The sequence below is a fragment of the Pseudarthrobacter sp. NamE5 genome (assembly GCF_005796225.1).
Lineage (GTDB): Bacteria > Actinomycetota > Actinomycetes > Actinomycetales > Micrococcaceae > Arthrobacter.
Genome location: NZ_VAHO01000009.1, coordinates 115,426 through 137,393, shown reverse-complemented (window position 1 = coordinate 137,393; position 21,968 = coordinate 115,426). Strand labels below are relative to the sequence as shown.

At 65.6% G+C, this 21,968-nt stretch carries 23 protein-coding genes and 1 pseudogene; 10 read left to right on the top strand and 14 right to left on the bottom strand.

What is annotated here, in order from left to right:
- Positions 1-459 (top strand): hypothetical protein, encoded by a 459-nt coding sequence (locus FDW84_RS12500; protein WP_138609862.1) that lies wholly within the window; start codon positions 1-3, stop codon positions 457-459.
- An 87-nt stretch (positions 460-546) separates the two neighbouring features.
- On the opposite strand, the gene FDW84_RS12495 is transcribed toward FDW84_RS12500, so the two are convergent.
- Complete coding sequence (locus tag FDW84_RS12495) at positions 547-723, bottom strand: CsbD family protein (protein WP_138609861.1); 177 nt, start codon at positions 721-723, stop codon at positions 547-549.
- A gap of 91 nt (positions 724-814) precedes the next feature.
- On the opposite strand from FDW84_RS12495, the pseudogene FDW84_RS12490 reads away from it, so the two are divergent.
- A pseudogene (locus FDW84_RS12490) lies at positions 815-1,533 on the top strand (ABC transporter permease).
- 13 nt (positions 1,534-1,546) lie between these two features.
- On the opposite strand, the gene FDW84_RS12485 reads toward FDW84_RS12490, so the two are convergent.
- The 9 genes from FDW84_RS12485 to FDW84_RS12445 form a co-directional block, all read right to left on the bottom strand.
- Entirely contained in the window at positions 1,547-2,692 is a 1,146-nt protein-coding gene (locus FDW84_RS12485; RefSeq protein WP_138609860.1) for a carboxylate-amine ligase, read from the bottom strand.
- Positions 2,673-4,202, bottom strand: a complete 1,530-nt coding sequence (locus FDW84_RS12480) for a M20/M25/M40 family metallo-hydrolase (protein WP_138609859.1) — start codon at positions 4,200-4,202, stop codon at positions 2,673-2,675. The genes FDW84_RS12485 and FDW84_RS12480 overlap by 20 nt, the downstream gene beginning before the upstream one ends.
- Before the next feature lie 34 nt (positions 4,203-4,236).
- Positions 4,237-4,575 (bottom strand): DUF8129 domain-containing protein, encoded by a 339-nt coding sequence (locus FDW84_RS12475; RefSeq protein ID WP_138609858.1) that lies wholly within the window; start codon positions 4,573-4,575, stop codon positions 4,237-4,239.
- Positions 4,576-4,689: 114 nt separating this feature from the next.
- Complete coding sequence (locus FDW84_RS12470) at positions 4,690-5,817, bottom strand: glycosyltransferase (RefSeq protein ID WP_138609857.1); 1,128 nt, start codon at positions 5,815-5,817, stop codon at positions 4,690-4,692.
- Entirely contained in the window at positions 5,807-7,138 is a 1,332-nt protein-coding gene (locus tag FDW84_RS12465; protein ID WP_138609856.1) for a family 1 glycosylhydrolase, read from the bottom strand. The genes FDW84_RS12470 and FDW84_RS12465 overlap by 11 nt, the downstream gene beginning before the upstream one ends.
- On the bottom strand, positions 7,135-7,398 hold the full coding sequence (locus tag FDW84_RS12460) for a DUF6752 domain-containing protein (RefSeq protein ID WP_138609855.1): 264 nt from the start codon (positions 7,396-7,398) through the stop codon (positions 7,135-7,137). Before FDW84_RS12460 ends, FDW84_RS12465 begins: the two co-directional genes overlap by 4 nt.
- Positions 7,395-8,999 carry a class I SAM-dependent methyltransferase gene (locus FDW84_RS12455; protein WP_138609854.1) on the bottom strand — a complete coding sequence of 535 codons (1,605 nt, stop codon included), beginning with the start codon at positions 8,997-8,999 and terminating at the stop codon, positions 7,395-7,397. Before FDW84_RS12455 ends, FDW84_RS12460 begins: the two co-directional genes overlap by 4 nt.
- The gene (locus FDW84_RS12450) at positions 8,996-10,459 is read right to left on the bottom strand and encodes a bifunctional cytidylyltransferase/SDR family oxidoreductase (RefSeq protein ID WP_138609853.1); all 1,464 of its coding nucleotides are present in this window, start codon (positions 10,457-10,459) and stop codon (positions 8,996-8,998) included. Before FDW84_RS12450 ends, FDW84_RS12455 begins: the two co-directional genes overlap by 4 nt.
- A 31-nt stretch (positions 10,460-10,490) precedes the next feature.
- Positions 10,491-11,339 carry a metallophosphoesterase gene (locus tag FDW84_RS12445; protein WP_138609852.1) on the bottom strand — a complete coding sequence of 283 codons (849 nt, stop codon included), beginning with the start codon at positions 11,337-11,339 and terminating at the stop codon, positions 10,491-10,493.
- Positions 11,340-11,645: 306 nt separating this feature from the next.
- Here FDW84_RS12445 and FDW84_RS12440 point away from each other — a divergent pair, with 306 nt between their 5' ends.
- The 3 genes from FDW84_RS12440 (at position 11,646) to FDW84_RS12430 (ending at position 12,770) form a co-directional block, all read left to right on the top strand.
- On the top strand, positions 11,646-11,930 hold the full coding sequence (locus FDW84_RS12440; protein WP_240721494.1) for a hypothetical protein: 285 nt from the start codon (positions 11,646-11,648) through the stop codon (positions 11,928-11,930).
- Positions 11,931-12,245: 315 nt separating this feature from the next.
- Positions 12,246-12,434 (top strand): ANTAR domain-containing protein, encoded by a 189-nt coding sequence (locus tag FDW84_RS12435; RefSeq protein WP_240721493.1) that lies wholly within the window; start codon positions 12,246-12,248, stop codon positions 12,432-12,434.
- A gap of 6 nt (positions 12,435-12,440) precedes the next feature.
- Positions 12,441-12,770: a hypothetical protein gene (locus FDW84_RS12430; RefSeq protein WP_138609849.1), complete on the top strand. Its 330-nt coding sequence runs from the start codon at positions 12,441-12,443 to the stop codon at positions 12,768-12,770.
- Between the two features lie 73 nt (positions 12,771-12,843).
- Here the strand turns inward: FDW84_RS12430 and FDW84_RS12425 are convergent, their stop codons facing one another.
- On the bottom strand, positions 12,844-13,581 hold the full coding sequence (locus FDW84_RS12425) for a GAF and ANTAR domain-containing protein (RefSeq protein ID WP_138609848.1): 738 nt from the start codon (positions 13,579-13,581) through the stop codon (positions 12,844-12,846).
- Between the two features lie 220 nt (positions 13,582-13,801).
- On the bottom strand, positions 13,802-14,620 hold the full coding sequence (locus FDW84_RS12420; protein WP_138609847.1) for a carbon-nitrogen hydrolase family protein: 819 nt from the start codon (positions 14,618-14,620) through the stop codon (positions 13,802-13,804).
- Between the two features lie 185 nt (positions 14,621-14,805).
- Here FDW84_RS12420 and FDW84_RS12415 point away from each other — a divergent pair, with 185 nt between their 5' ends.
- Both FDW84_RS12415 and ctaD read left to right on the top strand, forming a co-directional pair.
- Positions 14,806-15,693 (top strand): aa3-type cytochrome oxidase subunit II, encoded by an 888-nt coding sequence (locus FDW84_RS12415; protein WP_138609846.1) that lies wholly within the window; start codon positions 14,806-14,808, stop codon positions 15,691-15,693.
- Positions 15,693-17,444 (top strand): aa3-type cytochrome oxidase subunit I, encoded by a 1,752-nt coding sequence (ctaD, locus tag FDW84_RS12410; protein WP_171046773.1) that lies wholly within the window; start codon positions 15,693-15,695, stop codon positions 17,442-17,444. Before FDW84_RS12415 ends, ctaD begins: the two co-directional genes overlap by 1 nt.
- A 182-nt stretch (positions 17,445-17,626) precedes the next feature.
- On the opposite strand, the gene FDW84_RS12405 is transcribed toward ctaD, so the two are convergent.
- Both FDW84_RS12405 and FDW84_RS12400 read right to left on the bottom strand, forming a co-directional pair.
- A complete protein-coding gene (locus FDW84_RS12405) occupies positions 17,627-18,511 on the bottom strand; it encodes a manganese catalase (RefSeq protein ID WP_138609845.1) in 885 nt (294 codons plus the stop codon).
- A 60-nt stretch (positions 18,512-18,571) separates the two neighbouring features.
- Positions 18,572-19,120 (bottom strand): DUF2243 domain-containing protein, encoded by a 549-nt coding sequence (locus tag FDW84_RS12400; protein ID WP_240721492.1) that lies wholly within the window; start codon positions 19,118-19,120, stop codon positions 18,572-18,574.
- Between the two features lie 232 nt (positions 19,121-19,352).
- On the opposite strand from FDW84_RS12400, the gene FDW84_RS12395 reads away from it, so the two are divergent.
- Genes FDW84_RS12395 through FDW84_RS12385 form a run of 3 tightly spaced genes read left to right on the top strand, consistent with a single transcriptional unit; the run spans position 19,353 to position 21,888 of the window.
- On the top strand, positions 19,353-20,501 hold the full coding sequence (locus tag FDW84_RS12395) for a zinc-dependent alcohol dehydrogenase (protein ID WP_138609843.1): 1,149 nt from the start codon (positions 19,353-19,355) through the stop codon (positions 20,499-20,501).
- A 14-nt stretch (positions 20,502-20,515) separates the two neighbouring features.
- Complete coding sequence (locus tag FDW84_RS12390; RefSeq protein ID WP_138609842.1) at positions 20,516-21,106, top strand: hypothetical protein; 591 nt, start codon at positions 20,516-20,518, stop codon at positions 21,104-21,106.
- Positions 21,103-21,888, top strand: a complete 786-nt coding sequence (locus tag FDW84_RS12385) for an MBL fold metallo-hydrolase (RefSeq protein WP_138609841.1) — start codon at positions 21,103-21,105, stop codon at positions 21,886-21,888. Before FDW84_RS12390 ends, FDW84_RS12385 begins: the two co-directional genes overlap by 4 nt.
- Positions 21,889-21,968: the final 80 nt, after the last annotated feature.

Genomic DNA, 21,968 nt, shown 5'->3' with positions numbered 1-21,968 from the left:
ATGTACGCACCACCGGGCGTAGGTCGCGGAAGATCGACAAAAGCTCTTGCCGCCGCAGTTTCCGTGCTTTTCCTTGCCGCCTGTTCCGGAGCACCTGAGGAAGACACCTATGCGATCGCCAATGGGGTTAATGCGGATATCGGTGATGTGGAGGTCCGCAGCCTTCTGATCGTCTCGGCAGCCGAATCAGAACCCGGACGGTTGCTGGGCACACTGTTCAACAAATCCCCAGAGGCGGTGGAGGTTTCCATCGCCGATGCCGACGACAAGTTGGCCGTTACGGTTGAGGGCGGAGCCAGCCACGGTTTCGATACAAACCCCGCCGTACTCAACTCAGTGGAGGACATCCCCGGGTCCCGGGTAACAGTGGATATCTCGGTTGGCCCGGAGAAGGAAGAACTACAGGTGCCTGTCCTCGATGGAACCCTGGACGCCTATAGGCCCTACCTGCCTCAGTAGCGCCTTTACCCTGGGCAACCGGAAAAACTGAAGGGTGCGGCTCCGGTGGAGCCACACCCTTCCGTATTGAAGCCTGCCGGACCGGACCTAATCCTTCTTGAAAGCGTCCTTGACCTTCTCGCCGGCCTGCTTAAGGTCGCCCTTGGCCTGGTCTCCGCGGCCTTCCGTGGCCAGGCTCTCATCGCCGGTGGCTTCGCCGGTGGCTTCCTTGCCCTTGCCGCCCAGCTTCTCGGCGGCGTTTCCGATTTTGTCGTCCAAACCCATGGTGTTTCTCCCTACGGTCGGCTTCCGCCGGCATGCCACCGGCGGCTAACACTTCCATCGTAACCATACTCGGCGTCGATAGGCTGGACCGGTGCCCAACCTTCCTGCCTTGGTTCCCACGCTGGTGGCCCTTGCCATCCTGATGGCGGTGGCCACGGCAGTCCTCTGGGGCGCCCGCTCGCCGTCGTTCCTTGCACCGTCACTGGCCGTCGTCCGCGGGGCCGCGCAGCTGGCCCTCATCAGCCTGGTGCTGGGCGGCATCATCACCGACCCCTTCTGGGTGGCAGTGGCCCTGCTGGTCATGTTCAGCGTGGCGGCGGTGACCGCCACGCGGCGGCTGGCCTGGTCCTGGCACCGGTTCGCTGCAGTGGCAGCAACCATGGCGGTGGGCATTGCAGTGACTCTGGTGGTCGTGTTCGGCACCGGCGCCGTCGCGCTGGAGCCGCGGTATGCCCTGGCCGTGGGCGGCATCGTGATTGGCAACTGCATGACCATCGCCGTCCTCGCCGGGCGCCGGTTCTTTGAGGCGGTCCGCGGCGAGTGGGACCAGGTGGAGGGCTGGCTGGCCCTCGGTGCCGCGCCTCGGCGGGCCACGCTCACCCAGGCCCGCCTGTCCATCCATTCCGCGTTGATCCCCTCGATCGACCAGACCAAGACCACTGGGCTGGTCACCCTCCCTGGCGCTTTTGTCGGCGCAATTTTCGGCGGCGCGTAGTGGTCCTGGCCGCAATCCTCGCGGCAGGTGCCATCACCGCCGTCGCGCTGCTCCGCACCCTAGGCGGGATCAAGGTGCGTCCGGAGCGGATTTAAGCCACCACCTGTACTACGTCGCGGCCACCGTGCAGTTGGCAGCGTCCGCCACCACGTCCTCGAGGTTCCCGGTCCGGTGCAGCACCTCCAATTGACGCACCGCCCCCGTGCCGGTGCCCAGCAGTTCGTCCACCAGGGACTCCACCTGGTCAAGGTCCCCGATGTCCTGCAGCGCTTCCCGGATGTGGTTCAGGAGGGAGTTGACGACGCCGAGCGCCGGGGATGGGCGGCTGGTCACCGGATCCACAAGTTCAGCACGCAGTCCCCAGCGGCTCGCCTTCCAGCCGGCCAGCCTCAGCAGTGCGACGGGCACGGGCGGCGGCTCGGTCCCCGCCCGCCATTCGCGGGCCGCGGTCTCGACGAGGCCGCGGACAATGCCGGCCAGCAGCACGGTGTTTTCCGGCCGGAGGCATACATCAGCAATCCGGACCTCCACCGTGGGATAGTGCCGGGAGAGCCGTGCGTCGAAATAGATCATGCCCTCGTCCAGCGCGACGCCGGTATTCACCATGTCGTGGACCAGCTGGTGGTAGGCGTCCGGCGTACGGAGGACCTCCAGGGGCCCGGCGGACGGCCACCGGTTCCACACCTGCGAGCGGTAGCTGGCGTAGCCTGAGTCCCTCCCGTGCCAGAACGGTGAATTGGCACTCAGCGCGATCAGCACCGGCAGCCAGATCCGCGTCCGGTCCAGCACGCCGACGGCTTCCTCCGGGGATTCCACGGAGACGTGGATGTGGCAGCCGCAGGTGAGCTGTTCCCGGGCCGTCAGCCCGTATTCTTCCGTCATAGCTTTGAAGCGCCGGAGCTGCACTGGATGGGGATCGGCCGGAAGCGGCGAGGTCCCCAGCGCGGCCACCCTGACGCCGATGTCCTCCGCGGCCTGGCGGGCGATGGCCCTTCCTGCGATGATGTCCGCTTCGAGCCCGGCCATGGTGGAGTGCGGCGGCGTGACCACTTCGATCATTTCCTGCTGGAACTCGGCAGTGAGGACGGGTCCGGCATTGGCAGCAAGGGGACGGACGTAGAGGTCGAGTAGCGCCCCCGCCATGGGCACGGCTTCCCCCGTGGCCGGGTCCACAAGGAGCAGCTCTTCCTCGATTCCGAAGGTCCGTGGCCCTGCCCCTGCCCCGCCTGCCCTCTCATTGCCGTAGATGTCCATCGCCGTCGTCCTTTGCTCGTTGCATCACAGCAAGCTCGTCCCAAAGGCACGCCAGCGTGGCCGCGCCCTTCATCAGGACGTCCAAGCTGGCGCTTTCATCGCTGTCGTGCCAGTGGTCCTCCACCAGTCCGGTGCCGAAGAACAGCACGGGCGCGTTCAGTGTGCTGGCCAGGAGCTCTGCCGGTCCGCCGCCGGCGTTGCCCATCCTGCCCACTTTTTCGGTTTGGAACCCGGCCGCCATGGCCCGCTCCAGCGCGGCGACGGCGGGGTGGTCCGGGGTGCGGTACGGCGCCTGGGCCGTCAGCAGGTCCGGCACCAGAGAATGTCCGAAGGCGTCCCCGATGGTGGTTTCCACCCAGTGCTGCAGCTGATCCGCCAGCTTCTCCGCCTGCTGCCCAGGGACCGTGCGGAAGCTGAGGTCCGCCGCCGCCACTGCCGGCACTGCCGCACGGGACACACCAAGCGGGTCGCCGGCAATGATGGAGGTGACCTCGACGGCGGGACGCAGCCACAGCCGCTCCAGTACCGTATACCCCTCCTCGCCGGTGATGGCGCCGGTCTCGGACCGCTTCAGCCAGTCCTCCTCGCTGAACGGAAGGTCCGCGAACGCGCGCCGCAGGTGCTCCGGAAGCGGCTCGACGTCGTCGTAGAACCCCCGGACGGCGATCCGCCCGTCGGCGTCGTGCAGGAGTGACAGCAGCCGGCCCAGCTCGAAGGCGGGATTGGGCGCGTTGCCGGAGACTGCGCCGCTGTGGACGTCTCGCTCCGGCCCGTACACCTCAAGTTTGGCGGTCAGCATCCCGCGCAGGCTCACGCACAGTGCCGGGTGGTCCTGGTGCCAAAGGAGGGTGTCGAAGAAAACCACGACGTCGGCCCGGAACCTGTCCGCCTGCTCCTCCAGGAGCTTGGCCAGGTTTGGGGAGCCGCCCTCCTCCTCGCCCTCGATGAGGAACTTCAGGTTGACGGCAGGGGCCGTGGAGTGAGAGAGCGTTGGCGATTTTCCCGCATCAAGTGAGAGAGCGTCCGGGGTTTGCGGGCCAGAGGCGATGGAGCGTTTGTGGAGGTGGGCGCGGAGTCCCTCAAGGTGGGCCAGAATTTGGCCCTTGGCATCCGAGCTGCCCCGGCCGTACAGCCTGCCCTCCCGGACCACCGGATCGAACGGTTCTGTCTGGTCCCAGTTCTCCGGCTTGGCCGCCCGGACATCGTGATGGCTGTAGACCAGGACGGTGGGGGCGCCAGGCGCGGTGCACCACTCCGCGTACCCGGCATGGGACTTCCCGGTGGGCAGCACCTCCACCACCGGGAAACCGAGTTCCCGGAAGGCGCCGGCGAGCCAGTTGGCCGAGCGCAGCAGGTCCTGCTGGTGCTCCGGCATACCGAAGACGCCGTGCACGCGCACCCACTCGGCCAACTGCCGCTCCAACTCGGCCCGGCGGGAGCTGACATGGGCATGCAGGTCAGCGCCGCCGTGTTCCCCGGAATGGTGGCCTGCTTCACCCTGCGTGTCCATGTCAGCTCCTGCTGCGTGCTCCTGCCCGCCGGCCTTAGCGCGGCTGGGCAGGATTGGTGGGATCGCCTTGGGACGGCGGGTTGATGGGCGGGCCGGGTACGCTGGCGGCCTTCGCTGTCTGAGGCTGCCCGGTGTTCACCTCGGGCGTGTCAGGGGCCTGCGGGCCGCGTGGAACGGTGCCGCCCTGCAGGTCATGGAGCCTCTTCTCCAGGACCTGCAGGATGGGCAGCCGGTTCCCGTGCGCCTTCTCGTAGGTGATCAGCTGCGCCACGTCCGCCTCCTCCAGGCCGGAAATGCGCGTGGGCAGGGTCCCCACCGGAAGGTGGTCATAGTCAGGCAACGGCAGGTCCTTGTGCAGGGGTACTTCATTCATGACGATTGGTCCTCCTCAGGATAGTAAGTAGCCTTACTTGTTTTACCGTACCGCGATGCGCCGCCGGGGTACAGGGGCCACAGAAATACCGCGGTGCCGGCGGCGTACGGCCCGTCAGGCGGTGGCCTCGGATGGGTCGGGCCGCTGCAGGCCCCCGCTGAACGCTGATTCGGCCATCCGGGCGGCGATCGAATCCCAGTGGTACTTCTTCAGCAGCTCACGGGTCTTTACCTTCGGCCCGCGCGAAGGATCCCGCTGGCCCAGCGTCCGGCACAGCGCAGCAAAGCCGGCGGCGTCGTCGCGCAGGTGGACCACGCCCGGGAAGTCCGCGACGACGTCCGGCACCCGGGTGGACACCACCGGCAGTCCGGCGGCCAGGTATTCGAGGGTCTTGGTGGGGCTGATGGAGCGCGTTGCCTCGTTCAGGGCAAACGGCATCAGCGCCACGTCCAGGCCCGCCATGGCCTCCGGCAGCTCCTTATACGAGGTGTAGCCCTCGTAGCTGATGTTGGGCGCCTGGGGCAGGCTGGCCGGATCAATCTTGGCCACCGGCCCGTACATTTTGATGTCCCATTCCGGCAGTGCGGCTGCCAGGCCGGCGAGCAGCTGAAGGTCCAGCCGCTCGTCCAAAACGCCAACGTATCCCGCCACCGGACGCCGGCCTTCCTGGCGCGGCTCCGCCGTCGGCAGCCTGTAGTGCTCCGGCTCCACTCCGCTCGGAAAGAGCAGCGCGTCCGCGCGCCCCTGCCGGACCATGGACTTGTGCAGCGAACGGCCGCCGGCAAACACGACGTCGGCCCGGCGCAGCGCCTGCCGCTGCCTCACCACCAGTTCCGGCGGGGCGTCCTTGAACGCTGCCAGATCATCCATGACGTCGTAAACGAGGGTTGTCGGCTTGAGTGCTAGGGCCAGTTCCAGGGCCAGCGGGGTGTACAGCCACACCACCCGTTCGCCGGCCGGTTCGCCTACCAGTTGGGGGAGCTGTTCGATATAGTCCGGCAGGACGTCGTCGAAGAACCCCACGTGATGGCCCTGCTCCGGAATCTCCAGCCACACCCGGTTCAGCCCGTCCACCTTGGCAGAGTTGATCCGGTTCTGCCCTTGGAACCCGGGCGAGGGCGTCAGCGGTTCCTCCACGTACCAGGTGGAACAGCCGGAGCCCAGCCGTGAGACAAGGTGCTGGGGGCGCTGCCATACCCAGTCCCAGCGAAGATGCGACAAGACGATCAGTTCACTCTGCATTGACAATCCTCAATTCCATTCGGGTCTGCGTGTTGGGCAGACTGTTTCCCAGATCCGCGTCAGGGGCCTCCGTCCAGTTCCAGTGGGACATTTGCGGCTCGTAACCGCGCAGCCAGGTGGCCACGGGTTCGCCCAGCGTGAAGGCCGGCAGGTCTTTCGACGGCGTGCCGGCGGCGGCTTTTGCGTAGGACTCGGACATGACGGAGGGCTGCCGGGCCAGTTCCTGGTCCAGCCAGTACACGCCGACGGGGTCGATGTGGCCGTCATTGCGGAACAGGAGCGAGTTCCAGTCCGTGGAGTCGATCACCGGGAACCAGCACAGCCCTTCCAGCGGTACGCCCATCTGCCGGGCCCGCTCGCACTGTTCCAGGACGTACTTGAACCAGGTGGCCCGGTCCGATGTCCGGCCCCGGATGTTGGTTTCGGTCACGATGCAGGGCAGCCGGTACCGGTCCCAGTACAGGTAGATCTGATGGGCCAGCGGGAGCGGGAACGGCGTGTTGGGCGCTCCGCCCTTGTCGTCGAAGTGCCATTGGCAGTGGGCGTAGTAGTCCAGGCCCAGCACGTCGATCCGTCCCGGCTCCAGGTCCTGCAGGGCTTCTCCCCCGGCTTCACCAAGCAGTTCCGCCATGGGGCCGTGGGGGTCGTAGCCCTTCCCGCCATGTTTGCCCAGGAAGCTGTCCAGCACCAGGAACCGGCGTTCGTTCGCCATCGTGGCGTAGGCGCTTCCGCCTGCCCCTGCCCCGGTGTGGTGCTCGCAGGTGTCCACCCACACGTGCTTTGCCCCCGGCAGCAGGTCTGCGTAGGCCCTGCTGGCCTCCGCCACGGCCGGCAGCACGTTCAGGACCTGGGCCACGAAGTTGTCCAGGCCCTTCTGGTAGGGCGGCCAGATGCCCTCGTGCCCGGTGAGGAACAGGGTGGAGAAGGGCTCGTTGAACAGCGTGTACTCCTCCACCCAGGGGTACCGTTTGGCGAACTCCTCCGTGTACCGCAGGTAGGCGCTGCTGAACCTGGGATCGGCGAACCCGCCTTCGAGCCATTTGGGGTAACTGGTGTGGTGGACCAGGTCCACGATGGACCGGAATCCGTGGTCCCGGAGGTAGTGCAGCACTTTGTCCGTATCCGCCCAGTTGAACACCCCTTCTTCGGCCTCCACCCGGTGCCAGCGGACGGGGTACCGCAGCCTTTTTACGCCGCAGCCGGCCAGCAGGTCCAGGTCCTTTTTCCAGTGCACGTCATGGGCGGTGGATTCGAAAATGTCCGAATCGTGCCGGGGAAGGTAGGTGCTTTCGAAGGCGCCGATGATCTCGAGTCCGCTCATATGCCGGCCCCCTCGCCCTGCAGTGCAGGGCTGACGGCTGGACGGCGGCCGTCCGCCAGGTGCTCGTACACCAGGTCCAGCAGTTCCGCAGCCCTCCGGTTCAGCCGCCGGGATTCGTCGAGGTCCCGATCCAGCCGGGCAACCTCAGCCCGCAGCTCGGCAATGTCCGACGCCGCGACGGCCAGCCGCATATTGACCTCCTGCAGCGGGTCATCGAAGGGCTCGTGCTCGTTGATGGCGTCAATCAGTGGATCGTTCATGGCAGGGCCCTCACTTTCACTCGGTAGGTGGTTATGGCGCCATCGTCCTGGCGCGCAAGTTGTGGAACATCTTCTGCTTGCAGCCCCAGTCCCGTGATGCTGCTCTTCAGCTCTGCAGCATCCACCGGGCCGTAAAAGCGGCACTCCGGAAAGGCGGGGCCGCAGTCCCCCACCTGCACTTCCAGGAAGGCTTCAGCAGCCGGGCCCTGGTTCTTCAGCAGCTGCCGGATCAGCTCCAGCGTGTTTTCCCGGCCTTGCCAATCCAGTGAATTCAGCAGCAGCCGCGTGTACACGTGGAGCGGTCCTGCGCCCTCATGCACGAGTTTGGCCAGCGGGGCCGTTTCGCGCAGCGAGTTGAGGTTGACGCGGCGGAACTCCAGGGTTCCGGGCCGGGCCTGCAGGGCGCGCAGCTTCCCGATTGCCGGACGGCTGTAGTCAACAGCCACCACATGATGACCCTGTCCAGCGAAGTGCCGGGCGTCCGCACCGAGGCCGCAGCCGAGTTCCAGGATCCGTGACGCCGGGGGAAGCTCCCGCGCCAATTCCTGTGCCCAGGGCGACGGAGTATGGCCGGCATGGTCCCCTCCTTCACCCCGCAGCAGCGCCCGGTGGTGGTCCTCCCAGTTCTCCCGGTCCCAGTCCAGGCCGCCAAGCCAGGTGTCATAGCGGCGGCGGGCCGGCGGCGGCGTGACGAAACGGAACGCGGGATCCGGAGTGCGCCAGCCCGGACCGTAAATGGCGGCCAGCATTTGCTCCGGTTCTGCCGGGACCGGCAGGTCCCTGCCGTTGATGCTGATGCTCCGCAGCGGGAAGATGGTGACCTTGTCAACCGGCTCACGGGCATGGAACGTACCGTGGAACCAGCCGCCGGTGTTGAAGTAGGTGAAGATATCCAGGTAGAACCGGTCCGTCCCGTCCGCGCCTGGAAAGAGCAACTGCAGGTGCCCGGCGGAGTGCCGTACGGTTTCGTAGCCCCGGGCGTGCAGGGCCCGTTCCAGTTCGAACCCTTCCAGCGCAATGTCCGACGGGTTTTCGTGCCGGCTCAGGTACGCCAGGTCCACATCGTCGTCACCGGGCATGACGCGGCCGTCCCTGACCGGTCCCAGCAGCGTTCCGCCGGTGACAAACAACTCCAGTCCGCGGCTCCGCGCCCACTCCACGAGCAGGCACGCCTCGTCCAGCGCCTCATCAATCAGGTAGGCCCGCTGCCCCTCAAAATTCCGGGCGATGCGGCCCCACTTGTTCACGATCTGGGGCATCCCGGTGCCCGGCTCCTCGAGCGCGAACTGGTGCGGAGCCTCATCAAAGGCGATCCTCGCCGTCGGGCTTAACGGCATACCCCCTTGGTGGACCGCCAGCTGGGCCCAGCCGGAAAGCCGCCCGGACAGCGCCGGAGGCCAGTCGATCACACAGCCACCGGGTCCGGGCCGGGCGGCGTCTCCGGCGCGGACGTTCCAGATGGGCCTGCCGTCCAGCAGGATGGACAGCGTGGCGTCCGCCGGAATGGGCGGCCCCGCCAGGGTCAGGGACCGCTTGTCCGCCCGGATGGTGTGGCTATGGATGCTGGCGGCCTGCAGTTCGGTCTCCACATCCTGGCTCATGGCTGCGCCACCAGCGCCGGATCATTGCTGGCGTCCGTGTACGGAAGGCGGACATCCACTACCTGTCCGGTCATGGCCGACGCCAGGACCTGCAGGCTCGCCCCGGCCACCGCCGCCGCCGGCAGCAGGGAACCTTCCTCCTCCACTCCGAACGCCCTGGTCCGCATGGGCGTGGCGGTCCGGCTGGGGCTGATGCAGTTGACCCGGATGCCGTCCGCGCTCCATTCGTCCGCGAGCGCCTGGGTGAGGTTGACGATTGCTGCCTTGGTGGCCGAATAGACCGTGTAGTTGGCCCGGCCGCGCGTGTACGAGCTGGAAGCGAAAAGCGTCAATGACCCCTTGCTCCGGGCCAGGTACTTGTGGGATTCCTGGGCCACGATGAAGGCCGCCGTGAGGTTCACGTCCACGTCGTGGTGCAGCTGCTCGTCCGTCAGCTGGGCCAGCGGACCAACACTGAGGACGCCGGCGGAAAGAATGACGTGGTCCACCCGGCCGTGAGTGGCGGCGGCATCTGCGAGCGCCTGTGCTACGCAGCGCCGGTCCTCCACATAGGTGCCGTTGCCGGTGCGGCTCTGCCCCACCACCCGCGCACCCTCCGCTTCAAGCTGCTGGACCAGCTCCAGCCCGATTCCGGAGCTGGCGCCGAACACCAGGACCGTGGAACCACGCAGCCCCTCGGCGTGGCCGCCGGGAAGGGCTGTCTTGTGCCTGAGCTGGAACAGCTTGTCGGCAATGTGGATGTCGATGGGCTGGGTGATCTTGATGTTCGCCTCATCCCCGTCCACCACGAAGATGGGGACGTCCGGGCAATACTTGAGCACCACCGAGCAGTCGTCCGTGGCCGCGAAGTCCGGGTCCTGGAGAGCACGCTCGTACGCTTGGGCTATTACCGGCAGGCGGAAGGCCTGGGGTGTCTGGCCCCGCCGCAGCTTGGCCCGCGGGGGCACCGCGCGGATGAAGTTGTGCTCGTCCACTTCGATGATGGTGTCCGCTGAAGGGATGGCCACGTCGACGGCGGCATAGACGTCGAGTGCGCGGATGCAGGCACCGATGATGTCGCCGTCCAGCAGCGGGCGTACGGCGTCATGGAAAATGACGTTCGCGTCCTTGTCCGCAATGGCCGCCAGGGCCAGGCGGGACGTCTCGCTACGGTCCGCGCCGCCCGGAAGGATGGCGGTGATTTTGCCATTGGGCTGTTTCTCCAGCAGTTCCTTGGCTTTCGGTATGTAGCCGGGGGTCATCATGATGATGATTTCGTCCACGAGCTCGCAGGACTGGAACAGCTCCACCGTGTGTTCCAGGCTGGTCCGGCCCGCGATCGGAACAAACTGCTTGGGGATGTCCAGGCCCATCCGGGCCCCGACGCCGCCGGCCAGGATGACGGCTGCGTTCCAGGGCCGGGCGCCGGCGCTGCCTCGTGTGGTGCTCCGGGTACCGGGCGGGAAAGAAGGTGGCTGCATGATTTGTCCTTTCGTTGCTGGTGATTTGCCGCTACCTGCGGCCGCTGAGGGCGCCTCCTGTCTGGTTGCTTCCTCTTTCTGGTATCTCGACGGCGGACCTGAGCCGGCGCCGGGCCTCTTCCGCGGTGATGCGCTTCCCGAAGGCGGCGTACGCCCCTACCGGGACCACTGCAGTGACGAAGGTGCGGTTATGGATCCGGACCAGGTTGAAGGAGCGGGCGCCGTCCCTGCCCTGCATCGCGGCCGGGGGCAGCGCCAGGTCCTGGGTGTAGCTGGTGGCCGACGCCACGGACACCGGGATCCTGGCGAAGGTGGAGAAGACGGTGCAGTGCGTGTGGCCGGACAGGATGCCGATCACGTCGCTGCCCTCCAGCACCTGCGCCAGGGCCTCCTGGTCCCGCAGCTCGGACAGCACTGCGAGGTCCTGTACCGGAGGCACGGGCGGGTCCTCAGTGAGGCCGCCGTGGTGGTGGCCGGGGACAGACGAGTCCAGCACCAGTACCCTGAGACCGCCCAGGTCATAGCGCCGGTCCACCGGCTCCGGCCGCGGCTCCTCCTCGAGCAGCACGCTCTGGAAGTTGCCACGTTCGTCGTGGTTGCCCATGGCCCAAATGATCTGCGTGCCCATCCGCTTCGCATAAGCATCGCCCAGGGTGCGCAGCTTCCGGTACGCCTCGGCACTGCCCTTGTCCGTCAGGTCACCGGAGAGAATGATTGCCTCGGGCCCAATGCCGCTCGCCTCGATGGAGTCCAGTACTTCCACCAGGCCCACCTGGGGATCCGTCTCCCCGTACAGCAGCCCCTCGGCAACAAAGTGGGGATCACTGATGTGAACCAGGACGTGGTCCGGGGTGGGATACTCCGCCTTGACAAGCTGCATGGCAACCTTTCAGCAGTTCCCACCCGGGCGAAGCCCTTCATGGGAAAGCGAACTGACGGGCTCTGCATACCGTCTAAAGGGGAACATCATAAGCACGCTTACCATATCTCGGGAAGAGTTCTCCTCCTGATGACGCGCTGCGAAAGCGTGCTGCTGGGCTAGGTCAGCGGTCCCGGCCCGGACCAGCCGCGCTGTACATCCCTCTACCCGGCAGGTAACCTCGGAGATGTAACGGGATTCACATTTCAACCTCCCCGGCCCCCTGCACAGGCCCCTGGAGCAGCTGCTGTAGTAAAACGGCGGCAGATGATGCAGAAGCGGAACGGGCCAATCATGGCAACCTCGCACTTCCAGCAGTTTTTGAAGCAAGCAACAGTTTTTGATCCCACCAGCGACGCAGCTTTGGGGCCAGACTGCCTCTACGGCCTGTACGTCAGCTGGGCCGAACTTCACGGGCTAAACCCGAAGTCAGACCAGGCGTTCCGTGCAGGCATGCACCGCTGCGGCATCGACCTGGCGGACAGCAAGCTGAGGATGACCGGCCCCGCGGCTGCCAACTACATCCTCTGCAGCTACCCTGCCGTCGCGTGATGGCGCTCCACTACGGCCGGCCGGCAAGCGCCAGCCCGGCGGCCAGGAAGCCGAACGGACGGTGCACCGGTTCCGACGATCTGGCTTTGGATGGGAACTACATGCACTGCGGGCAGCCGATGACCCCCGCCGGAGCTGACTTACTCAGCATTTCCGCCGTGTATACCGGAAAGAACCTGCCGGAGGAACTCAAGGTTTACCTGACAACCCGCGTACTGCGGTGCGCGTGCGGATTCCAGATGGAAGTTCCGGACCAGAGCCGGGATGGCGGCCACGCTCCTGGCCCATATCCAAGGTAAGGAAACCCCACAGCGGATGACGGAAGAGCCCAACGCCACGCTGGCCAGCAGGGACACCGTCAACCGGGCCTGCGGGATTTTGCTGGAGCGCCACGGGATGAGCCAGGACCAGGCACTGCAGCGACTGGTCAGAGACGCCCGGGACGCCGCCTTGGTCCGGATCAGTCAACAGCTGATCGCCAAGGTGCCGCCTGTTGAAAGGTAGGAGGACGTGGGCTTCGATCCGCAAGAACCGGAGCAGCGAAGCAGACTGGTTCAGGCACTGGCCGTGGCGGACATCACCGCGGCCGAGCTCTGGCTGCGCTACTTCAGCCTCGGCGGTTGCGCGGGCGAGTATGAGGTCCAGGCTTACCTTGAAGGCCTCCTGTCCTTGCCCGCGGGCCAGCGGGACTTGCTGGCCATGGCCGCCAACGAGCTGATTGAGGAGAGTCCTGAGGCATTCAATGATGACAAACCGCCGCTGTTGGCGCCGTATGGGGACCAGCTTAACGGGGCAACTGGTGACAGTCGGGAGAAGGGTAACTCCGGACCGCCGGCGTAGGTAGCCCGGCCCAAGCCAAAGCACGTGGCTCAGCAGCGGAAAGAACGACGGCGGGTGGGGCCGCCGTCGTTCATCACGCGTCGAAGTGCGTGCTGACTGAGGCGTCTTGGCTGACTGAAGCCACCACAGTCGCGGCCACCTCGCGGAGTTTGAGGTTGCGGCTGCTCGAGGCCCTCTTCAGGATGGTCATAGCCGTTTCCTGGCTGCAGTGGTTTTGCCCCATGATGGCACCGGCAGCGAGGTCGATGATGGTGCGGGATTCCATTGCCGCACTGAGGTCGTTCCGGCTGTCCGTCAGCTGGGCTATCCGCAGCGCCAACCGCAGGGACCGGCTGGCCTGCCACGCGAACTGTTCTGCCTTTTCGATGAATTCAGGCGGGAAACCGTCCGGTTGGTCGGAGTACAGGTTAAGTGCAGCCTTGGCCCCGCCCTCGGCTTGGAACGGAACGGCCAGGACGGACCGGAGTTCGCGCTTGTCCACGGCGTGGAGGTAATCCCGCCACCGCTGCTCACTCTCCAGGTCCGGTACGTACACCGTTGCTTCTTCCCCCAGGGCAGTCAGGCAAGGCCCTTCATTGAAGTGATACTGAACCTCGTCCATGGCCCTGGCACGGGCATCACTGCTGGCCACCGTGGCCGGCCTCTTGTGCCTGACCAGCGTCACCGAGCACGAAACGTCGTGTCCCGGCAGGAACAGTTGATCCGCAGCGAGGACTGCAAGTTCCTGGAGGAATTCCTCCACGTGGGAGCTGGTGAGGACAAGCTCGTTGAGGCCCTCCGTGCCTGTTTCCCTGGAATGTTCTTTGGCCATCAAGGCCCCGTTCCTTCTTTGGTGCCCCGTACTTTGCTCTGAAGGGCGACGCGACCGGAACCGTCTAACCCTCATCGCTCTTTTAACCCTACTCCCGAATACGGGTGCCGTACCCTGCGGCCCGCCCCCTGACTACGGGGCTTCCTGGAGGGTACGGGGAAGGGGAGATACCTAATCCGCCAGGAAAGCGGGTCAACTGGAGGAGACGTACCCGGGCTTTTCACCCCGACTCCGCTGAGCGGACCGGGGCTTGGGGGACGACGGCGAAGCGGCGGTTGTCCAGTACCGGCACCTGCCTGCGCACGCGGTTGAGCCGGTCCCGGTCCAGGTCCGCCACGATGAGTCCCGCCTCCTCTCCGGCATTGGCCACGACAACTCCGGCAGGGTCAACGGCCATGGAGTACCCGGTGGCCAGCGGCCCGGTCTGGTTGGCAGCCAGAACGTAGGCGGTGTTCTCGATGGCCCTCGCCTTGAGCAGCGTGCTCCAGTGGTCCTCCTTGCCCGGGCCGCGGATCCACATGGCCGGAACCAGCAGGACGTCGGTTCCGGCGTCGATGGCTGCACGGGCACTTTCAGGGAACCGCAGGTCATAGCAGGTGAACGCGCCGAAGCCGAAGCCGCCCAGGCTGAACACCAACGGCTCCCCCGGGTTGCCGGGAGCTATTCCTTCGCTTTCCCGGTAGCCGAAGGCATCGTAGAGGTGGACCTTGCGGTAAGTGCCCAAGATGTCCCCGCTGCTGTCCAGCGCCACAAGGGTGTTGTGCGGCAGACCGTCCGGGTTCCTCTCATACGTCCCCACCACCACAGCGATTCCATGCCTGTCGGCGAAGCCGGCGACGGCGTTCACGAACGGGCCGTCCAGGTCCTCCGCCACGGCGGCAACCGCCCCGGCCCCCTCGCTGGTTCCGTACAGGCTGGACTCGGGAAGGACCACCAGTTCCGCCCCCGCAGCCGCCGCTGCCTCCACCATCCGGCCCAGCGCCGTCGTATTTTCATGGGTATTTGTGCCTGCACTGAACTGGCCTACCGCCACGCGCATCGTGCTGTCCTTTCCAAGGATGACTTGTTGCTCCAAGTCATGTGAGCTGCAGCTTCTGCTGTTGCAGCATGTCCCCTTCCGTCAGAATCCTGCCCGCGCTAGGGTGGCAGGACAAGCCTCCCGCTCAACGGCGGAGGTGCGGGCTCATGCAGAGGGCCTCTGGAACGTACCGGAGGGGTTTTTAGGTGGCCACAGTTCGACGCGATCCAAGATGGCGGCGGCGGGCAACCGCGTTCGCCGCCCTCGGCCTCTTACTGGCCACAACATCCTGCAGCGCAGAGGTGCAGCGCGGCTGGCTCCCCGGCGAGCGGGACACCACCGACCACACCCCCCTGATCACGGACCTGTGGGTCAACTCCTGGATCGCAGCGGTCATCATCGGCATCATCACGTGGGGGCTCATGATCTGGGTGATCGTGGCCTACCGCCGCCGGAAGGACACTGTCGGTTTCCCGGCGCAGATGAGCTACAACCTGCCGCTGGAGGTCTTCTACCTTTCCGTACCGCTGATGATCGTGGGAGTCCTCTTCATCTTCACTGACCGGGACCAAAGGGCCATTGACGCCCGGGATCCCGACCCGGACGTCGTCATTGACGTACGGGGCAAGCAGTGGTCCTGGGACTTCAACTATGTCAAGGAAGACGTCCATGAGGACCCCGGCGTGCAGGCACACCTGGACGGCAATTTTGGCGCGCCGGACCGGCTGCCCACCCTGTACCTGCCCGTGGGAAGGACGGTGGAACTGCAGCTGAACTCCCGCGACGTCCAGCACTCTTTCTGGGTGGTGGAGTTCATGCAGAAACGCGACATGTACCCCGGGGAAAACCAATACAACCGCTACATCAACATCACCCCGAACCGCACCGGCACCTTCACTGGCAAGTGTGCGGAGCTGTGCGGCGAATACCATTCGGAGATGCTCTTCAACGTCCGCGTGGTAACCCAGCAGGAATACGACAACCACATTGCAGACCTTCGGGCCCGCGGCAACACAGGCATCCTGGGCGACCAGTATGACAAGAACCCTGCACGCCCGTTCCTGGAGCCGGCACAGGAAAGGACGGCACCGTAATGACCACCACGCAGAACACCGGCATTACGTCCGATACGGCCGCGCCTTCGACCGTAAAACGTCCCAAGGGCAGCATAGTGGTCAGCTGGATCACCTCCACCGACCACAAGACCATCGGGTACATGTACCTGATCTCGTCCTTCGTCTTCTTCTCCCTGGCCGGCGTCATGGCGCTGCTGATCCGCGCAGAGCTGTTCCAGCCCGGCATGCAGCTCCTGCAGACCAAGGAGCAGTACAACCAGCTGTTCACCATGCACGGCACCGTGATGCTGCTGATGTTCGCCACCCCGCTGTTCGCCGGGTTCGCAAACGTGATCATGCCCCTGCAGATCGGTGCACCTGACGTTGCCTTCCCGCGGCTGAACGCCCTGGCCTTCTGGTTCTTCCTCTTCGGCTCCACCATCGCCACGGCGGGTTTCATCACCCCCCAGGGTGCTGCATCCTTTGGCTGGTTCGCCTACACACCGTTGTCGAACACCACCTTCAGCCCAGGCATCGGCGGCGACCTGTGGGTGTTCGGGCTGGCGCTGTCCGGCTTCGGAACGATTTTGGGATCGGTCAACTTCATCACCACCATCATCTGCATGCGGGCGCCCGGGCTCACCATGTGGCGGATGCCCATCTTCACGTGGAACACGCTGATCACCGGCATCCTGGTCCTGATGGCCTTCCCGCCGCTGGCGGCGGCACTGTTCGCGCTGGGTGCCGACCGGCGCTTCGGGGCGCACATCTTCGATCCTGCCCACGGCGGTGCTATCCTCTGGCAGCACCTGTTCTGGTTCTTCGGCCACCCCGAGGTGTACATCATCGCGCTGCCGTTCTTCGGCATCGTGTCCGAGATCTTCCCGGTGTTCAGCCGTAAACCGCTGTTCGGCTACAAGGGCATCGTGTACGCAACGATCGCCATCGGCGCCCTCTCCGTGACGGTCTGGGCCCACCACATGTACGTCACCGGGGCGGTGTTCCTGCCCTTCTTCGCTTTCATGACCATGCTCATTGCGGTGCCTACAGGCGTGAAGTTCTTCAACTGGATCGGGACCATGTGGCGCGGCTCGCTCACTTTTGAGACGCCGATGCTGTGGAGCATTGGCTTCCTGGCGACGTTCCTTTTCGGCGGGCTTACGGGCATCATCCTGGCCTCGCCGCCGCTTGACTTCCATGTCTCTGACTCCTACTTCGTGGTGGCGCACTTCCACTATGTGGTGTTCGGCACCGTGGTGTTCGCGATGTTCGCCGGCTTCTACTTCTGGTGGCCCAAGTTCACGGGAACCATGCTCAATGAGCGCCTGGGCAAAATTCAGTTCTGGATGCTCTTTGTGGGATTCCACGCCACATTCCTGATCCAGCACTGGCTGGGTGTTTTGGGCATGCCCCGCCGGTACGCCGACTACATGCCGGAGGACAACTTCACGGCGATGAACCAGTTCTCCACCATCGGCTCATTCCTCCTGGGCGCCTCGCTGATCCCGTTCTGGTGGAACGTGTACATCACGTGGCGGAAGGGCAAGAAGGTGACCGTGGACGATCCGTGGGGCTTCGGCGCCTCGCTTGAGTGGGCCACGTCCTGCCCGCCGCCGCGGCACAACTTCACCTCCCTGCCCCGCATCCGCTCCGAGCGTCCCGCCCTGGACCTGCACCACCCGGAGCTAAGCGTGCGCATGCACCCGGCGGCACACGGCCCTGCCGCCGACGTCCTGGGTGCCGCGGACATTGGCGACAAGGACGTGCGGTCCCCGAACCCAAACGAGTAGCGCTCCAAGGAGGAGATTACGACGACGGGCCCCACTTAGGCGGGGGCCGTCGTCGTCATCTCCCCCGGCGCACTGTCCTGCGACGCAGGACATGCATCCCGACGCACAAAAGCGCTGGCGCTGCCGGAATTCCGGCAGCGCCAGCGCTTTAGCGGGTCGTAGACGCGTTGCGCGTCCTGAAGCTATTCCTTGTGCAGCTTGTCCTGGATGGTGCCGGCTGCTTTCTCCATGGTGTTCGGCAGTTCGGTGGTGCCGTAGAAGCGTGAGTCGGGGTGCGTGGGCGGCGGCATGGGCACGGTGGAGTCCGGCTCTGCAACGTAGCTGAATTCGCCCAGCCCGTCCGGGGTGGGGCCCTTCGCCCAGGAGCCTTCCGCGGCAGCCTGGCCGTCGGAGAAGTTCCGGTACTGGTAGGCGACGTCCCGCATCTCCTTATTGAGCGGGAAGTTGCTGGGAACCGGGAAGTTCTCCTTGCCCTCCTCCTGAAGTTCCTTGGCCGCGGCGATCCACTGGTTCTGGTGCATGGTGTCCCTGGCAAGCAGGAAGGAAAGCATGTCCCGGATGCCGTGGTCATCGGTCATGTGATAGAGCCGGGCCACCTGCAGCCGGCCCTGCATCTCCGCGTTGGCATTGGCCCAGAAATCGGCCAGCATGTTGCCGCTGGCCGTAACGTAACTGCCCTGCCAGGGGTTGCCGTTGCTGTCCACCGGGCGGACACCGGCGCCTGCCACGATGGCCGACTGGACATCGGTCCCGCCCACGATGGCCGCCACGGTGGGATCGGACTGGACGGCGTCCTCAGTGATGCCGAGCGGAGCCTTCTCCAGCAGCTGGGCGATCATGGTGGCCAGCATCTCCACATGGCCGAATTCCTCCGCGCCGATGCCGAAGAGCATGTCCCGGTACTTGCCGGGCATGTGGGCGTTCCAGGCCTGGAAGGAGTACTGCATGGCCACGGTGATCTCGCCGTACTGGCCGCCGAGCACCTCCTGCAGCTTGCGGGCGTAAACGGCGTCCGGCTTGTCCGGGGTGGCTTTGTACTGCAGTTCCTGCTTGTGAAAGAAAACCATGAGTATGTCCTCTCGAGCTCACATAGGGATTGGGTGGAATGATCTGTTCCGGTTGCCGATTTAATCAGCATGCTTACTATCCTGACCCATGGCAGCCGGTTTTTCCAGTCGTTTGCCATGCCGGTATAAGAACCATCCAGCTACCACCAGCACCGCACTAAGAGCCAGGAAGCCGAGATCCCAGGCCAGGGGCCCGCCGAGGTCATCCCGCACGTGGTGGATCTCCAGCAACTGGTGGTTGACCAGACCCTCAACAATGTTGAAGACACCCCAGCCCGCGAGCACCAGCCCGCAGTGGAAGCTCCAGCCCGGGGACAGCCTGCCCTGTTGCCGGGCGCGGATGGCGAGGACGGCCGCCGCCACCACCAGCACCCACATGGCGCTGTGGAACAGTCCGTCCGCCAGGGTGTTCAGTTCCAGCCCGGCCACGGTCTTGGTATTCCCGCTGTCGGTGTGGCTGAGCATGTGGTGCCACTGCAGCAGTTGGTGCAGGACGATGCCGTCCACGAAGCCGCCCACCCCCATCCCGAAGAGGAAGGCGGGCGCCGCGGCCGGTGCGCCGCCCTCGTCCAGAGCTCCGGCACCCGAGGAGCCGCGTGCCGTATGCATTTCCCGGGACATGCTTCCGCTCCCCCTTGGTTTGGTGACCTTGTCACCTTTGTCCCTACCCGCCGTCGGACGCCCTAACCATCGCGGCCTCCCCTCCTGGCTACGCAGGGGCTGAACCCTTGACCCCGGCAGTGGGAAATGGAAGCGTAGGGCTGGCGGTGGGCCTCAAGCAAAGGGGTGGTTCCGGCACCAACGGGACCTGCACTGACAGCAAAACCACAAGGCGGCATTCATGCGAGCGATGGTTTACCGCGGCCCGTACAAGATCAGGGTCGAAGAAAAAGACATGCCCCGGATCGAACACCCCAACGACGCGATTGTCCGGGTCACCACCGGGGCGATCTGCGGTTCGGACCTGCACCTCTACCACGGCATGATGCCGGACACCCGGGTGGGGATGACGTTCGGACACGAGTTCGTGGGCGTGGTGCATGAGGTTGGCCCGTCGGTGCAGAACCTGGCCGTGGGCGACCGGGTGATGGTCCCGTTCAACGTGTACTGCGGTTCGTGCTGGTTCTGCTCGCGCGGCCTGTTCTCCAACTGCCACAACGTGAATCCGAACGCGACGGCGGTCGGCGGCATCTACGGTTACTCCCACACCTGCGGGGGTTACGACGGCGGCCAGGCGGAATTCGTCCGGGTTCCCTTCGCGGACGTGGGGCCCACCAAGATCCCGGACTGGATGGACGAAGAGGATGCGGTGCTGCTCACCGATGCGCTGCCCACCGGTTATTTCGGCGCACAACTGGGCGACATCGTCGAGGGTGACACCGTGGTGGTGTTCGGCGCCGGGCCGGTGGGCCTGTTCGCGGCCAAATCCGCGTGGCTCATGGGCGCCGGGCGGGTGATCGTGATCGACCACCTCGAGTACCGGCTCGACAAGGCCGGGAGCTTTGCCCATGCGGAAACGTACAACTTCGCCGAGTACGACGACATTGTGGTGCACCTGAAGAAGGCAACCGACTACCTGGGCGCCGACGTCGTGATTGATGCTGTGGGCGCCGAAGCTGACGGCAACTTCCTCCAGCAGGTGACCGGAACCAAGCTGAAACTGCAGGGCGGATCGGCGGTGGCCCTGAACTGGGCCATCGATTCCGTGCGGAAGGGCGGCACCGTGTCCGTGGTGGGCGCGTACGGCCCCATCTTCAGCGCTGTGAAATTCGGTGACGCCGTGAATAAGGGGCTGACGCTCCGGATGAACCAGTGCCCGGTGAAGCGCCAGTGGCCGCGCCTGTTCGAGCACATCCGCAACGGGTACCTCAAGCCCAGCGACATTGTGACGCACCGCATTCCGCTGGAGCACATCGAAGAGGGCTACCACATGTTCTCTGCAAAGCTTGATGGCTGCATCAAGCCCCTCATCGTCTCCAGCGCATCGTGAAAGGGAAGGCCGTCATGACCGAAACACCTACCCCGTACGTCGCCGAAAAGCGCACCCCGATGGAATTGGCGGAGACGCTGCGCGCCAGGATCCCCGGGTGGGGCGTGGACCTCGACCCTGCGGACCGGCCCTCGTTTCCGCGCGAGCAGCCGGGCATCCAGACCGGCGCGCACTGGGATTTTCCGGAGCGCCAGCCGGAGTCCCGGCCCCGCGAGAAGTCGATCGAGCATGCTTTCGTGACCCCCGTTTTCGGCACCTCCACTCCACCTGCAGGGGTTTCCGGGGCCATCCGGAAGTACGCCTACAAGTACAGCGAGGGAAGGGCAGCCCACTGGCTGCTGCTGATCGCCGCGGACCGCGTGAACGCCTGGGAACACCACCTGCGCTCCCTCGCCACCCTCCGTCCCGACAACCCTGTCACCGAGACCGGCGTCCTCAGCGAACCTGCCCGGCATGGGCTGCGCTCAAGGTTCGGCAGCAAGCGGGCTGACGTCAACCACCAGTGGATCGACCCCATTCTTGTGGGCGGACCGTGGGTGCTGGCAGGACTCGGGGCAGTGACAGCGGTGCGGGCACTGGCACGGCGCGCTTCGGGGCGGAAATGACGCAGGCAGAGCAGCGCCGGGCTGCTTTCACCACAGTGGCCGACGGCGTTCACCGCATTTCCGAGGCGTACGTGAACTTTTACCTGGTGGAGAGCCGTGACGGGCTGACCCTGGTGGACTCCGGGCTGCCGGCGTCATGGAAGACCCTGGACGCCGCGCTCCGCGGACTGGGGCACTCGCTGGACGACATCAAGGCCCTGGTCCTGACGCATGCACACTTCGATCACCTTGGCTTAGCGCATCGGCTGCACACCCAGTTCGGGGTGCCGGTATGGGTCCACTCGGGGGACTCATTCATCGCCCGCCACCCCTACCGGTATCGGCACGAGAAATCACGCTTCGTCTTTTCGCTGGCGCATCCCGGCGGGCTGCCCGTTCTTGCGCGGATGGCCGCCGCCGGGGCGCTTCGGGTGCGGGGCGTGGACGGCGTGACCCTGTTTCCTGCGGAGGCCGACGAGGCCGGTCCCCGTTCGCTCCCGGTGCCGGGTTATCCGGAAGTGGTGTTCTCCCCCGGCCACACCGCCGGCCACTGCGGCCTGTACCTGCGGGACCGCGGCGTGCTGTTCAGCGGCGACGCCCTGGTAACGCTTGACCCGTATACCGGCCGGACCGGTCCGCGGATTGTTGCCGGAGCAGCCACCATGGACAGCAGGCAGAACCTGGAGACGCTGGCCCAGCTTGCGCAGACGGGCGCCTCCCTGGTCCTGCCGGGCCACGGCGAACCCTGGACCGGCGGCATCAAGGAGGCCGTGGCAGCTGCCCGCCGCGCGGCCGCTGCCTGATCCCAGGGCTGCCGCCCGCCGTCGTGATTCCCGCGGCTCCGTTTGTGCGCAGAGCTGGCCGCAACCAACAAAGGTCACAG

What these genes read in the sequence shown, in the direction of transcription:
- FDW84_RS12500 (WP_138609862.1), top strand. Translation starts at nt 1, where the DNA reads ATGTACGCACCACCGGGCGTAGGTCGCGGAAGATCGACAAAAGCTCTT.
- FDW84_RS12495 (WP_138609861.1), bottom strand. Translation starts at nt 723, where the DNA reads ATGGGTTTGGACGACAAAATCGGAAACGCCGCCGAGAAGCTGGGCGGC.
- FDW84_RS12485 (WP_138609860.1), bottom strand. Translation starts at nt 2,692, where the DNA reads ATGGACATCTACGGCAATGAGAGGGCAGGCGGGGCAGGGGCAGGGCCA.
- FDW84_RS12480 (WP_138609859.1), bottom strand. Translation starts at nt 4,202, where the DNA reads ATGGACACGCAGGGTGAAGCAGGCCACCATTCCGGGGAACACGGCGGC.
- FDW84_RS12475 (WP_138609858.1), bottom strand. Translation starts at nt 4,575, where the DNA reads ATGAATGAAGTACCCCTGCACAAGGACCTGCCGTTGCCTGACTATGAC.
- FDW84_RS12470 (WP_138609857.1), bottom strand. Translation starts at nt 5,817, where the DNA reads ATGCAGAGTGAACTGATCGTCTTGTCGCATCTTCGCTGGGACTGGGTA.
- FDW84_RS12465 (WP_138609856.1), bottom strand. Translation starts at nt 7,138, where the DNA reads ATGAGCGGACTCGAGATCATCGGCGCCTTCGAAAGCACCTACCTTCCC.
- FDW84_RS12460 (WP_138609855.1), bottom strand. Translation starts at nt 7,398, where the DNA reads ATGAACGATCCACTGATTGACGCCATCAACGAGCACGAGCCCTTCGAT.
- FDW84_RS12455 (WP_138609854.1), bottom strand. Translation starts at nt 8,999, where the DNA reads ATGAGCCAGGATGTGGAGACCGAACTGCAGGCCGCCAGCATCCATAGC.
- FDW84_RS12450 (WP_138609853.1), bottom strand. Translation starts at nt 10,459, where the DNA reads ATGCAGCCACCTTCTTTCCCGCCCGGTACCCGGAGCACCACACGAGGC.
- FDW84_RS12445 (WP_138609852.1), bottom strand. Translation starts at nt 11,339, where the DNA reads ATGCAGCTTGTCAAGGCGGAGTATCCCACCCCGGACCACGTCCTGGTT.
- FDW84_RS12440 (WP_240721494.1), top strand. Translation starts at nt 11,646, where the DNA reads ATGATGCAGAAGCGGAACGGGCCAATCATGGCAACCTCGCACTTCCAG.
- FDW84_RS12435 (WP_240721493.1), top strand. Translation starts at nt 12,246, where the DNA reads ATGACGGAAGAGCCCAACGCCACGCTGGCCAGCAGGGACACCGTCAAC.
- FDW84_RS12425 (WP_138609848.1), bottom strand. Translation starts at nt 13,581, where the DNA reads ATGGCCAAAGAACATTCCAGGGAAACAGGCACGGAGGGCCTCAACGAG.
- FDW84_RS12420 (WP_138609847.1), bottom strand. Translation starts at nt 14,620, where the DNA reads ATGCGCGTGGCGGTAGGCCAGTTCAGTGCAGGCACAAATACCCATGAA.
- ctaD (WP_171046773.1), top strand. Translation starts at nt 15,693, where the DNA reads ATGACCACCACGCAGAACACCGGCATTACGTCCGATACGGCCGCGCCT.
- FDW84_RS12405 (WP_138609845.1), bottom strand. Translation starts at nt 18,511, where the DNA reads ATGGTTTTCTTTCACAAGCAGGAACTGCAGTACAAAGCCACCCCGGAC.
- FDW84_RS12400 (WP_240721492.1), bottom strand. Translation starts at nt 19,120, where the DNA reads ATGCATACGGCACGCGGCTCCTCGGGTGCCGGAGCTCTGGACGAGGGC.
- FDW84_RS12395 (WP_138609843.1), top strand. Translation starts at nt 19,353, where the DNA reads ATGCGAGCGATGGTTTACCGCGGCCCGTACAAGATCAGGGTCGAAGAA.
- FDW84_RS12390 (WP_138609842.1), top strand. Translation starts at nt 20,516, where the DNA reads ATGACCGAAACACCTACCCCGTACGTCGCCGAAAAGCGCACCCCGATG.
- FDW84_RS12385 (WP_138609841.1), top strand. Translation starts at nt 21,103, where the DNA reads ATGACGCAGGCAGAGCAGCGCCGGGCTGCTTTCACCACAGTGGCCGAC.